Raw genomic sequence first — 12569 nt, 5'->3', positions numbered from 1 at the left:
CGCGCTACTTGAGCAGACGCGACATGCGGCGGTCCGCCAATACCTTCCCGCCGGTCTGGCAGGTCGGGCAGTACTGGAACGAGCGCTCGGCGTAGGAGACCTCGCGAACGGTGTCGCCGCAGACCGGGCACGGCAGGCCGGTGCGGGCGTGTACCCGCATGCCGGAACGCTTTTCCCCTTTGAGGCGTGCGGCGTCCTGGCCGACCGACCGCCCGACCGCGTCGGTGAGCACCGATCGCATGGCCTCGAACAGGGTCGAGATCGTTTCCGCCGACATGGTTTTGGTGTTGGCGAACGGGGAGATCTTCGCCGTGTGCAGAATTTCATCGGAGTAGGCATTGCCGATGCCCGCGATCAGCGACTGGTCCACGATGGCGGTCTTGATGCGTTGCGATGCGCCGTGCAGGATTTCGCCGAACTGGTCCTCGGTCACCTCTAGCGCGTCCGGGCCCAGGCGCGCGATACCGGGCACCTTTTTCGGATCGTCGACGATGTACACCGCCAGGCGCTTCTTGGTGCCCGCCTCGGTCAGGTCGAATGCGGGCGTCAGGCCTTCGGGGGTGAAGAAGTGCACCCGCAGCGCGAGCGGACTCTTGCCGCCCGGTTTGGGTGGTATCTGGCTCGGCTCATCGATCCACCGCAGCCACCCGCCGCGCGACAGATGCGTGATCAACCACAGCCCGTCGCACTCCATCCCGAGGAATTTGCCCCACCGGCCCGCACTTATCACATCGCGCCCGGACAGCGCATTCACCGGCGGATCGAAGGTCTTGACCGCACTCAATGCCGCCACATCGACCCGCCCGACCACGGCGCCGACCGCGTGCTCCCGCAGGAACTGCGCCAACGCCTCCACTTCCGGTAGCTCGGGCACGGGTGCCAGGCTACCCGGCCCCACCGACATCCGCGCAGTTCACGCGCACGTGGGGATCAAGATCAGGTGGAACTGGTGGCGGGACTTTCCCGGGCGATGCCGCCATAGATTCCACCTGATCTTGGTCGCTTGGGCGGCGGGAGGCCTACGCCGCGTCCGCTTGGACGAAATGGTGACTGTGGTGTTCGACCCACTCGCGGAACGGACGGGGTGGGGTTCCGGTGATCCGCTCGACGGTGGGATGGACGACCGAGGTGAACGCCTCGAGGGCGGTGGCGCGCAGGGCCATGATCGCGTCGGCCATTGCGTCCGGTACGCCGTGATCGATGATCGACTGCCGGGCGGCGGCGGGCTCGACCTCGACGTAGCGCAGGGGGCGGCCGAGTACGCCCGCGAGGATGGCGGTCTGCTCGCCGGGTGACAGTGGTTCCGGTCCGCTCAGCGTGTAGATCTCGCCCTCATGGCCGTCCGCGGTGAGTGCCTTCGCGGCGACCGCGGCGATATCGTGCGGGTCGACCACGGCGATGCGGCCCTGGCCGAACGGTGCGTAGACCGCACCCTGGTCGCGAATGGAATCGGCCCAGTGCAGGGCATTGGCCATGAATCCCAAGGGGCGCACCATGGTCCATGCGACCCCGCTGTCGCGGACCGCCTGTTCACCGGCGCGGTGCCAGGTGGGGATCGGATCGGTCGCGGTGTCGTCGCCGGTGCGACCGGATGACAGCTTGACCAGGTGACCGACCCCGGCGCGGGCTGCCGCGCGCGCGAGATTCCCGTCGTGGGTAGGGATTTCGGGTCCGCTGGACAGCAGGAAGACGCGATCGACACCGCGCATCGCATCGGCGAGACCATCCGGATCGCCCAGATCCGCGCGCACCACCTCGATACCGTCGGGCAGTCCGGCGGTATCGGGCCGCCGTGTGGTCGCCCGCACCGGCACACCCAGCGCGAGCAACCGGCCGACCAGCTCGCGGCCTACGGTCCCGGTCGCTCCGGTCACCAGAATCATCAACTTCTCCTTCGTCGATCGGCCGGGCCCGGCGAGCCCGTGACACGGTCCACCTTCGACAGAAGTGCCGAAACAAACCATCGACCGACAAGGATCAGTGGATACTTTCCATATTCCACGTGGATGTGAAAGATATTTCCATGCTCGATGATGTCGACCGCGGCCTGATCCACGCCCTGCACATCGACGGACGCGCGCCGTTCAACAAGATCGCGGCAGCCCTGCACGTCTCGACGCAAACCGTCACCCGCCGCTACCAACGCCTGCGCGCCACCGCCGGACTCCGCGTGGTCGGCCTCGCCGATCCGGGCCATGCCGGACACACCCAGTGGCTCGTCCGCCTGACCACGACCACGGCCACCGGCCAGCACCTCGCACATGCCCTGGCCCGACGCCCGGATACCTCCTGGGTCAAAATCACCTCGGGCGGCACGGAAATCCTGCTGGTGGTGCACATTCCGCGCGATGCCGCCGCGTCCCGCTCACTCCTGCTGCAGGACCTCCCCCGCGCCGCCGGCATCACCGCCGTCTCGGCCCATTACGTCCTGCACACCTACCTCGGCGGCCCGACCGCATGGCGCGGTCACACCGCCGCATTGGCCGAACACCAACGAAATCAACTGCGGCCGAACCGATCCGATCTCGCACCCGGCCGCGCCCTCGCCGACACCGACGCCGCACTGCTGGCGGCCCTGCAACAAGACGGTCGAGCCACCCTGGCCCGGCTCGCCGCCGCGACCGGTTGGTCCCAAGCCACCGTCACCCGACGACTCGCGGAGCTACAAGCGACCCAGGCGATCTTCTTCGATGTCGAATTCGATGACGCCCACTTCGGCGCCACCACCCAGGCGCTGCTGTGGATGTCGGTGGCGCCGGCGCACCTCGACCGGGTGGCGACCGCGCTGGCCGACCATGACGAACTGGCCTTCGTCGCCGCCACCACCGGCCCGACAAACCTTGTCGCACAAGCGATGTGCCCCGATCCCGAGGCACTGCACCACTACCTCGTCCACCGCCTCGGCGCGCTCGAAGCCATCCACGCCTTGGCGACCACACCCGTCCTCGTCACGGTGAAGGCCGCTGGCCGTCTCCCGCACCCGGACGCAGCAGGTAGACGTCCATGATCCAGCCCTTGTCCGCACGCAAACGCGTCCGGCGCTCGACGATCTCCTTTTCGACCGCGCGCAGCGGCCCCTCGATCAGCGTCTCGTCGGGCATGCCCAGATACGCACCCCACCAGATGTGCACATCGTCGCCGGGCACCTCGGTGAACGAACAGTCACCGTCCAGCATCACCACTGTCGAACCGCTGAGCCCGTCCTCGCGCAGACGGCGGCCGGTCGTGATGTGCACCGGTTCGCCGATGCGATGCAACACCATCCGATGCCGTGCGGCCAGCGCCTGCACGCTGGTGACGCCCGGAATCACCTCGTAGTCGAAGCGCTGCGCACCGCGATCCAGCACCCGTTCGATCATGCGCAGGGTGCTGTCGTACAGCGAGGGATCACCCCAGACGAGAATCCCGCCGACACCGTCGACCCGGGCGAAGGCGTCCTCGAGCAAGGCCGAGCGGCGATCGTGCCAATCCTCGACGACACCCTGGTAATCGGCGGGCGCGCGGTCGCGCGGCGGATCGGCGATCTCCACGATGCGGTAGGGGTGATCGAGGTGTTCGGCGAGGATCGCCGTGCGCACATTGACCAGTTCCCGCTTCTCGGCACCCTTTCCGATGACGAAGAACACCTCGACCTGCCGCATGGCCTTGATCGCCTGCACCGTCACCTGGTCCGGATCACCCGCACCGATGCCGATCACGTAAAGCTTGCGCATGGCCCGAGCTTGCCAGGTGTGGGGGTGAGTAAGCTCGCCAGGCGTGGCCAACAATGCTGATACCCAGTACGAGGATCTGCTCCGACTGGTCCTCGAATCCGGCACCGCGAAGGCGGATCGCACGGGCACCGGCACCCGCAGTGTCTTCGGCCATCAACTGCGCTATGACCTCGCCAAGGGCTTCCCGCTGATCACCACCAAAAAGGTGCATCTGAAGTCGATCGTCTACGAGCTGCTGTGGTTCCTGCGCGGCGATTCCAACGTGGCCTGGTTGCACGAGCACGGCGTCTCCATCTGGGATGAATGGGCCGACCGCAATGGTGAACTCGGCCCGGTCTACGGCGTGCAATGGCGGTCCTGGCCCACGCCGAACGGCACCCATATCGACCAGATCGCCGAGGTGCTGCACACCCTGCGCACCAATCCGGATTCCCGGCGCATCATCGTCTCGGCCTGGAATGTCGCCGAACTCGACAAGATGGCGCTGGCGCCGTGCCACGCGTTCTTCCAGTTCTATGTGGCCGACGGCAAGTTGTCCTGCCAGCTCTACCAGCGCAGCGCGGACCTGTTCCTGGGCGTGCCGTTCAATATCGCCAGCTACGCGCTGCTCACCCATATGGTGGCGCAGCAGACCGAGCTCGAGCCCGGCGATTTCATCTGGACCGGCGGCGACTGCCATATCTACGACAACCACGTCGAGCAGGTCACCGAGCAGCTGACCCGGGAGCCGTATCCATTCCCGACACTGAACCTGCGGCCCGCGCCGACACTGTTCGATTACGCCTATGAGGACGTGGAAGTGGTCGGCTACCAGCATCACCCGGCGATCAAGGCGCCGGTAGCGGTGTGACGGATCGCGTCATCGGCCTGATCTGGGCGCAGACCCCGGATGGGGTGATCGGCTTCGAGAACACCATTCCGTGGCGCGTGCCCGAGGATATGGCGAACTTCAAGGCCGTCACCTTGGGTCATCCGGTCATTATGGGTCGGCGTACCTGGGATTCCCTGCCGCCCCGATTCCGTCCGCTCGACGGCCGCCGCAATATTGTGGTGACCCGCCAGCCCGACTGGTCGGCGGCGGGCGCCGAACGCGCCGCCGCCCTTCCCGACGCATTGGCCAGCTGCGCACCCGATGACGTCTGGATCATCGGCGGTGGCGAAATCTACCGGGCCGCCATGGATTTCGCGACGGACCTGCTGGTCACCGAGGTGGACACGCACGTCGAGGGCGATGCCTACGCACCGGCCATCGGCCCCGAATGGCACGCCGACGACACTGCCCCGTGGTGCGAGTCGAAGTCCGGCCTGCGATTCCGGATCCGTCGCTACACCCGCACCTGAGCCGAGCAGCTGGCAAAGCGCCAGCATCGCTGCTTCGGGGCGACCCGACACCGTCCGATTACCGAATGACAGCAAATGCACCGCAAACCTGTCTGGCGGTCAAATCGGACACACGTCACCCGCCGGTCGGGCATACTCCTGGATATCAGCCCGTGTCACCAGCCCTGATCCGGCTGATTGCTTCTGCGAAAGGCGGTCCATGGACAAGAAATCGCTGACTGCGGTCGCACGCCAACAGCTCAAGTTGGCCGCTACCGCCACGAGCGGGCGCAGTTCGCAAACCATCTACGGCGGTCATGCCAATGCGCTGCGGCAGACCGTGGTCGGTCTCTCGGCGGGGCAGAGTCTGGCCGAACACGATAATGCGGGTGACGCCACGCTGCTGGTGCTCAGCGGCACACTGACCTTGATCAGCGGCACCAATGAGTGGAAGGGTTCGGCCGGAGACCTGCTGGTCGTGCCGAAGGCGCGACACAGCGTCAAGGCCGTCGACGATGTCGCATTCCTGCTGACAGTCGCCAAGTAGTAGCCGACAGGCCAGTACCGCCTGGCCGGTATGGCGGTGCCGGGCTCTAGTCTGGAGCCCATGGGTGCGCCGCAGTCGATCTTGGAACCGCTCACACCGGCCGCGGTCTTCCTCGTCGCCACGATCGACGAGGGCGGCGAAGCGGCGGTGCGAGACCTGCTCGCCGATCTCCCCGGATTGCGTCGATCGATCGGTTTTCGGGTGCCCGGCGCCGGACTGACCTGCGTCGCATCGATCGGCTCGGCCGCATGGGATCGTCTCTTCGGCGGGCCGCGGCCCGCCGAATTGCATGAACTCCCCGAATTCGTCGGCGCGGTGCACAGCGCCCCGACCACCCCGGGCGATCTGCTCTTTCACATCAAGGCCGAAACCCAGGACGCCTGTTTCGAATTGGCGATGACGATCGGTGACCGGCTCGACGGTGCGATCACCATCGTCGACCAGACCGTTGGGTTCCGCTATTTCGAGCAGCGCGATCTGCTCGGCTTCGTGGACGGCACCGAGAATCCGGAGGGTTCGGCGGCGGTCAGCGCGGCCGTCGTCGGCGACGAGGATCCGGACTTCGCGGGCGGCAGTTACGTCATCGTGCAGAAGTACCTGCACACCATGGCGCAGTGGCGGGCACTGTCGGTCGAGGAGCAGGAGCGGGTGATCGGGCGCACCAAGCTCGACGATTTCGAACTCTCCGATGCGGATAAGCCCGCGAATTCCCATGTCGCGGTGAACACCATCACCGATGCCGATGGCACCGAGCGGCAGATCGTGCGCGCCAATATGCCCTTCGGCAGCGTCAAGGACGGCGAATTCGGCACCTACTACATCGCCTACTCGGCGACGCCGAGCGTCACCGAAACCATGCTGTCGCGGATGTTCGTCGGCACGGAGGCGGCGGCCTACGACCGGATCCTCGACTTCTCCACAGCGGTGACCGGCACATTGTTCTTCGCGCCACCCGCGGACTTCTTCGACGACCTCCCCGCAGCGCCCGGAGCCAGCGCGGAAACGCGCGAGGAATCTTTGCCGCCCAACGGCGTTGGCACTATCGGTTCGCTAGGTATCGGCACCTTGAAAAGGAGCAGTCAGTCATGAACAACCTCCAGCGGGATCTCGCGCCGATCACCTCCGAGGCATGGCAGGCGATCGAACAGGAGGCGACGCGCACCTTCAAACGTCATATCGCCGGTCGCCGGGTGGTGGACCTGTCCGGACCGCACGGCACCGACTACTCGGCGGTGGGACTCGGCCGCACCACTGCGATCACCGCACCCGATGAGGGTGTGCAGGCCCGCCAGCGCGTGGTCGCGCCGCTGGTCGAACTGCGGGTGCCGTTCACGCTCTCGCGCGAGGAACTCGACGATGTCGAGCGCGGCGCCAAGGACACCGATCTGGACGCGGTGAAGGAGGCGGCACGGCGGATCGCCTTCGCCGAGGACCGGGCCATTTTCGAGGGCTATCAGGCGGCGAATATCACCGGTATCCGGGCGAGTTCGTCCAATGCCCCGATCAAACTGCCCAGCGATCCGCGGCTGGCGCCGGAGGCCGTCGCCCAGGCGCTGAGCGCGCTGCGGCTGGCGGGCGTCGATGGCCCGTACTCGGTGCTGTTGAGCGCGGATCTGTACACGGCGGTCAGTGAGACCTCCGATCACGGCCATCCGATTCGCACCCATATCGAACGCCTCATTCCGGAGGGCGAGATCATCTGGGCACCGGCCATCGACGGCGCCTTCGTGCTGACCACCCGCGGCGGCGACTTCGACCTGCAACTGGGCCAGGACCTGTCGATCGGCTACCTCGCCCATGACGGGCAATCGGTACAGCTCTACTTCCAGGAGAGCATGCAGTTCCTGGTCTACACCGGGGAAGCCGCAGTGGCGCTGGAGGCCTGAGTACGCCGACCCGCCCGCATCGGGAAGCCGCCGGTCATCCGTACCGGCTAGGTTGAGTGCGGGTAAAGCAGGAGGTCGAGATGACGATGGTGCGCGCGGGCGTGGTGCCGACCCGGCGGGCAATGCTGTACGGGATACTCGGGATCGCGGCCACCATGCTGGTCTGCAGTACGATCGTCGCCGGTTTCGGGCCGAACCGGGTCTTCACCGGATTGCTGGCCGGTGCGGTGGCCGGCATCGCGCTGCTGGTCGCTTTGTTCGGCAGGGACGTCGTCGTGCTCACCGAGGGGGCGATCTACCGCCGCACCCCATGGCGGGAATCCAGTATCGACTGGGAGCGGGTGGTGGCCGGGCGGTTCACCCTCGACGAGCGGGCCCGCTGGTCGCTGGCGCTGGATCTGACCGGCGGCGACGAGCGCCACGGCGAACTCGTACTGCTGTCCATCCCGCCGGTGCGGCGGCCCGTCGCCGGCGCGTACGACATGCGCAAGCGCGAGCAGGTCACCGAGATTCGGACGATGCTGCGGCACAAGCGCGTGCCAGTGATGGTGCTCCCGGAAATCGCCGGTGCGCTGCAACAACATTGGCAGATCGCACCGCCGACGCACTGACCGAAGGCGGTCGCGCACACCGAGACAGGGCGCGCCGGGGTCGTATACCTTGGCAGATGTGTCGATGATGAAGGGCGCCAATGTCGTGGTGCCGATGTCTTCAGTCCGCGTCGAGCTGGGGTGGCAGTCAGGTCAAGGGGTTCCGGATGCGGATGCCTCGGCCCTACTGCTCGTTTCCGGGAAGGTGCGCTCGGACAACGACTTCGTCTTCTACAACCAGCCGAATCATCCGTCCGGCGCGGTACGGCACGAGGGTAAGCGGCAGGGGCCGACCGTAACCGATACGCTGGCGGTGAATCTGGCGCAGGTCGAACCGCAGATCGACACGATCGTGATCGCGGCTTCCGCGGATGGCGGCACCTTCGGGCAGTTCCATGGGCTGTATGTGCGGGTGTTCGATGCGGTGAGCGGTGCGGAGGCCGCGCGGTTCGACAGTCCGGGTGCCAGTTCCGAGACCGCATTCGTGCTCGGGGAGTTGTATCGGCGGCAGGGTGCGTGGAAGTTCCGGGCGGTCGGGCAGGGGTATGCGACCGGGTTGGCCGGGCTGGCTACCGATTTCGGGATTTCGGTTGATGACGCGGGCGCCGGGCAGCAGTCGAGTGCGCCGTCGTATGCCCCGCCGCAGCAGCCGAGCACGCCACCACCAGCACCGCAGCACACGCCGACGCCGCAACCGTCAGTCACGCCACCGCCTGCGCCGCAACAGCCATACACGCCACCACCCGGGCCGCAACAGCCATACACGCCACCACCAGCACCGCAACAGCCATACACGCCACCACCCGGGCCGCAACAGCCATACACGCCACCACCAGCACCGCAACAGCAGTACGTGCCACCGCCAGCACCGCAGCAGTCGTATGTGCCACCGGCTACTCCGCATGCCACGCCTGTGCAGCAGCAGTACGCGGCACCGCCGCCTTATCCGCCTGCGGCTCCGCCCGGATTCCCGCCGAATCCGGTATCCCAGCCGTACCCGGCAAACCCGACACCACAGCCTTATCCGCCGACGTCGCAGCCATACGCACCCAACCCGGCGTCGCAGCCATCCGTGCCGCCGACGACGCCCGACCAATTCACCCCGCCGCCTGCGGGTTCCGCTTCGACGGGCGCGCCGGTCAACCTCGGCAAGGTGTCGCTGACGAAGGAATCGCCGACGGTTTCGCTGACCGAACACGGCGCGACCGCGGGCACCATGCGGGTCAACCTGAATTGGACCATCGCGCACACCGGCGGCGGCGGTCTGTTCGGCCGCAAGCGCGCCAGCAGCCTCGATCTCGATCTCTGCTGCTTTTTCGAATTGGCCGACGGCAGAATCGGATCGGTCCGCGCACTCGACCGTTCCTTCGGCGCACTGGATCGCCCGCCGTTCATCCGACTCGACCAGGACGACCGGACCGGCGGCAGCGCGACCGGTGAGAACCTGGACATCAATCTCGACTACACCGCACAGTTCCGCCGGATTCTGGTCTTCGCCTCGATCTATGAGGGCGCGAACAACTTCCAAGGCGTGCAGTCGACCGCCACGCTGTACCCGCGCAATTCGCCGCCGATCGAGCTGATCATCAGCGGCTGCAACGACGATTCCCGCGATGTGATCCTCGCGCATATCGAGAATGTCAATGGTGAATTGATCGTTCGCCGCGACGGCACCTTCATCCGGCCGCCCGCGGGTCGTCCCGGCGGCGGCGTCCGCGAGATCGCCCGAATCTACAACTGGGGCTTCGAGTTCAAGGCAACCCGAGGCAAAGACTAGTGCCGCGTCCAGATAGCCCCGGCCCTATCCAGCCCTGGGTCCAGGTCTGTCGAACGTAGTCGCATGGTGGTCACCAAGGCGTATTCGACCGCAGTATGACTACGCTCGGCGAGCAGTCGGAGTGGGTGGGCGTGGATGGCAAGTCCTGGCCCGCGGGAGGTTCAGGCCGCCAAGTGCTGGAGGAGTTCGTGCGCGTCGGCGCGAAGTCGGTCCAGATCGCCGGACCAGCCGAGCATTCGCATGACCGCATCGGGAATGGCGCGCTCCGCCTGCCCGGGCGCGCTGCCTGCGTCCGAGCGGATATTGATCACCGTCTCGACGAGCCGGAACGGCAGGCCCTCGGCCCCGGGCACACCCGCTTCGGCACTGACCGCCGCCGCCAAAGTCTCGTAGTGCCCGCGTAATTCGTCACGGCGCAGCCGGAAGGCCGCGAAACGTTCGGTGCGCAACTCCGGTAGCAGATATAGCGCACCAAGGTTCCAGTGCGCCGCGCATAGCTGGCTCACATCGAACCAGGCGAGCGCGTACAGCCTGGTGTGCGCGGGTTCGTCCACCTCGCGTAGGCGTTCGGCGAGTTCCAGTGGACCCGCGATGGTTTCGGCGAGCAGTGTGTCGAGGATGTCGTCCTTGGCGGCGAAGTGGTGGTAGAGCGAGGCCTGCCGGATTCCGACCGCATCCGCGACCGCGCGGGTGGAGGTATTGGCATAGCCCTTGGTGGTGAAGAGCTCTCCGGCGGCGTCGAGGATCTCGTCGCGCGGTGTCCGACCGCGACGGGGCCGCTGGTCGAGACGGGGACGGCCGGGACCGAGATTGGGCACGACCCATTCTGGCATCGCGTCCGGTACGGCCATTCGCCGCCATAGCGTTCAGACCGGTCTGGTCGTTCCAAGCCGATCGCCGAGGTGTGAGGTTTCTGTCATTCGATAGAAATCCGCGCAACGCAGAAGTTACCGGCGTTCCCGGAAGCGATACACGGGGGACACCGAAAGCGCGATCGCGAACGCAAAACTGTCATTCGATAGGTATTGGCCGCTCGTGAAGGAACCCCCATGGCCACCACAGTCGATTCAGTCGCCCCCGTCCTCCCAACCCCCGACATCAGCCGGGACAATGCCGACCTCGCAGGCTTCGGCTATCAACCGGTACTGCACCGCAAACTCGGCCGTTACGCATCGTTCGCGGCCGGATTCTCCTTCGTCTCCATCCTCACCACCATCTTCCAGTTCTTCGGCTTCGGCTATTCGTTCGGTGGTGCGGCCTTCTTCTGGACCTGGCCGATCGTATTCGCCGGACAATTCCTCGTCGCACTGAACTTCGCCGAACTGGCAGCGCGCTATCCGATCTCGGGCTGTATCTACCAGTGGTCGCGGCGGCTCGGCGGGGAGGTCGTCGGCTGGTTCGCCGGGTGGATGATGGTCATCGCGCAGATCGTCACGGCCGCGGCGGCGGCGATCGCACTGCAGGTGGTGCTGCCCTCGATCTGGAGCGGATTCCAGATCGTCGGCGACGATTCCGCGCTCACCTCGACCTCCGGCGCGACCAATGCGGTGCTGCTCGGCAGCATCCTGCTGGTGATCACCACGCTGATCAATGTGATCGGCATCGACCTGATGGCCCGGATCAATTCGATCGGGGTCACCGTGGAGATCGTCGGTGTACTGGCGATCATCGCGCTGTTCTTCACCCACACCGAACGCGGGGCGAGTGTGGTGCTGCACACCGATCAGGCCGCGCCGGGGCCGTATTGGGCGGCCTTTCTCGTTTCGGGTCTGATGGCCGCCTATGTGATGGTCGGATTCGATTCCGCCGGTGAACTTTCCGAGGAGACCAAGAATCCGCGCCGGGTCGCCCCGCGCACCATCCTGACCGCGCTCTCGGTTTCCGCGCTCGGTGGCGGACTGCTGCTGCTCGGGGCACTGATGGCCGCGCCGAGCCTGGACGACGGTGCGCTGTCCACCGAGGGGCTGGCCTATGTGCTGACCGCGAAGCTCGACAGCACCCCCGGCAACGTCCTGCTCGGCTGCGTCGCGGTGGCGATCACGGTGTGCACCTTGGCAATTCAGACGGCGGGCTCGCGCCTGATGTTCTCGATGGCGCGCGATGGCAAGTTGCCGTTCGCCCGTCACCTGGCCGCCGTGCACCCACGTTTCGGTACTCCGGTGCTGCCCTCGGTGATCATCGGCGTGCTCGGCATCGGCCTGCTCGTGCTCAATCTCGGCAATGCCGCCATCTTCGCCACCCTGGCCAGCGTGTGCATCGTGACGCTCTATCTGGCGTATCTGCTGGTCACGGTGCCGCTGCTGGTGCGGCGGAGTCGGGGCTGGGACAGCGATTCCGCACTGTTCAGCCTGGGCCGCTTCGGCATTCCGATCAATGCACTCGCGGTGGTGTGGGGCATCGCGATGGCGGTGAACCTGGCCTGGCCGCGCGCCGAGGTCTACACGCCCAATGGCGGCGGATGGTGGATGCTCTGGGCCGCACCACTTTTCGTGCTGGTGGTGATCGCCGTCGGTGTTGTCGTGCACCGCGTTGTCAATGCCGGGCCGAAGACCGAGAGCCTCGAGCCAGCCGCTCAACCTGCCTGACCGATCGGTGCGCGGTGGTGGGCCGAATACCTACCGCCGCGCACCATCCCGACCGAGTAACGCACCTCGCGCACCATCCCCAACCGAGTGACACACCCCCCGCACCATCCCCAACCGAGTGACACACCCCCCGCACCATCCCCAACCGAGT

At 66.4% G+C, this 12569-nt stretch carries 13 protein-coding genes; 9 read left to right on the top strand and 4 right to left on the bottom strand.

Translation table 11 applies throughout. The features are described 5' to 3' along the window. Window positions 1-4: 4 nt before the first annotated feature. Together ABZW16_RS18645 and ABZW16_RS18640 are read right to left on the bottom strand one after the other, a co-directional pair. Window positions 5-874, bottom strand: coding sequence for a DNA-formamidopyrimidine glycosylase family protein (locus tag ABZW16_RS18645; protein WP_354957155.1), 870 nt, complete (start codon window positions 872-874; stop codon window positions 5-7). Between the two features lie 145 nt (window positions 875-1019). Continuing rightward, the gene (locus ABZW16_RS18640) at window positions 1020-1883 is read right to left on the bottom strand and encodes an NAD(P)H-binding protein (protein WP_354957154.1); all 864 of its coding nucleotides are present in this window, start codon (window positions 1881-1883) and stop codon (window positions 1020-1022) included. A gap of 119 nt (window positions 1884-2002) precedes the next feature. Between ABZW16_RS18640 and ABZW16_RS18635 the strand changes: the two genes are divergently transcribed. Further along, on the top strand, window positions 2003-3007 hold the full coding sequence (locus tag ABZW16_RS18635) for an Lrp/AsnC family transcriptional regulator (protein WP_354957153.1): 1005 nt from the start codon (window positions 2003-2005) through the stop codon (window positions 3005-3007). Here the strand turns inward: ABZW16_RS18635 and cobF are convergent. Further along, the gene (gene cobF / locus ABZW16_RS18630; RefSeq protein WP_354957152.1) at window positions 2949-3713 is read right to left on the bottom strand and encodes a precorrin-6A synthase (deacetylating); all 765 of its coding nucleotides are present in this window, start codon (window positions 3711-3713) and stop codon (window positions 2949-2951) included. The two genes, ABZW16_RS18635 and cobF, sit on opposite strands and share 59 nt — an antisense overlap. Window positions 3714-3756: 43 nt before the next feature. Here cobF and ABZW16_RS18625 point away from each other — a divergent pair, with 43 nt between their 5' ends. From ABZW16_RS18625 to ABZW16_RS18595, 7 genes are all read left to right on the top strand, one after another. After that, window positions 3757-4563, top strand: a complete 807-nt coding sequence (locus ABZW16_RS18625) for a thymidylate synthase (RefSeq protein WP_354957151.1) — start codon at window positions 3757-3759, stop codon at window positions 4561-4563. After that, a complete protein-coding gene (locus tag ABZW16_RS18620; RefSeq protein WP_354957150.1) occupies window positions 4560-5054 on the top strand; it encodes a dihydrofolate reductase in 495 nt (164 codons plus the stop codon). The genes ABZW16_RS18625 and ABZW16_RS18620 overlap by 4 nt, the downstream gene beginning before the upstream one ends. Before the next feature lie 199 nt (window positions 5055-5253). Next, window positions 5254-5580 carry a cupin domain-containing protein gene (locus ABZW16_RS18615; RefSeq protein ID WP_354957149.1) on the top strand — a complete coding sequence of 109 codons (327 nt, stop codon included), beginning with the start codon at window positions 5254-5256 and terminating at the stop codon, window positions 5578-5580. A gap of 60 nt (window positions 5581-5640) precedes the next feature. Continuing rightward, window positions 5641-6669: a Dyp-type peroxidase gene (locus ABZW16_RS18610; protein ID WP_354957148.1), complete on the top strand. Its 1029-nt coding sequence runs from the start codon at window positions 5641-5643 to the stop codon at window positions 6667-6669. Then, complete coding sequence (locus ABZW16_RS18605; protein ID WP_354957147.1) at window positions 6666-7466, top strand: family 1 encapsulin nanocompartment shell protein; 801 nt, start codon at window positions 6666-6668, stop codon at window positions 7464-7466. Before ABZW16_RS18610 ends, ABZW16_RS18605 begins: the two co-directional genes overlap by 4 nt. A gap of 80 nt (window positions 7467-7546) precedes the next feature. After that, window positions 7547-8077 carry a hypothetical protein gene (locus tag ABZW16_RS18600; RefSeq protein ID WP_354957146.1) on the top strand — a complete coding sequence of 177 codons (531 nt, stop codon included), beginning with the start codon at window positions 7547-7549 and terminating at the stop codon, window positions 8075-8077. Between the two features lie 64 nt (window positions 8078-8141). Then, window positions 8142-9833, top strand: a complete 1692-nt coding sequence (locus ABZW16_RS18595) for a TerD family protein (RefSeq protein ID WP_354957196.1) — start codon at window positions 8142-8144, stop codon at window positions 9831-9833. Between the two features lie 161 nt (window positions 9834-9994). Here the strand turns inward: ABZW16_RS18595 and ABZW16_RS18590 are convergent, their stop codons facing one another. Next, window positions 9995-10684, bottom strand: coding sequence for a TetR/AcrR family transcriptional regulator (locus ABZW16_RS18590; RefSeq protein ID WP_354957145.1), 690 nt, complete (start codon window positions 10682-10684; stop codon window positions 9995-9997). 198 nt (window positions 10685-10882) lie between these two features. On the opposite strand from ABZW16_RS18590, the gene ABZW16_RS18585 reads away from it, so the two are divergent. Next, on the top strand, window positions 10883-12418 hold the full coding sequence (locus ABZW16_RS18585) for an amino acid permease (protein ID WP_354957144.1): 1536 nt from the start codon (window positions 10883-10885) through the stop codon (window positions 12416-12418). Window positions 12419-12569: the final 151 nt, after the last annotated feature.

The sequence above is a fragment of the Nocardia sp. NPDC004604 genome, from assembly GCF_040609795.1.
In the GTDB taxonomy this organism is placed as follows: domain Bacteria; phylum Actinomycetota; class Actinomycetes; order Mycobacteriales; family Mycobacteriaceae; genus Nocardia.
Note: the sequence above shows the minus strand (reverse complement) of the source record. Positions and strands in the feature narration are given on the sequence as shown.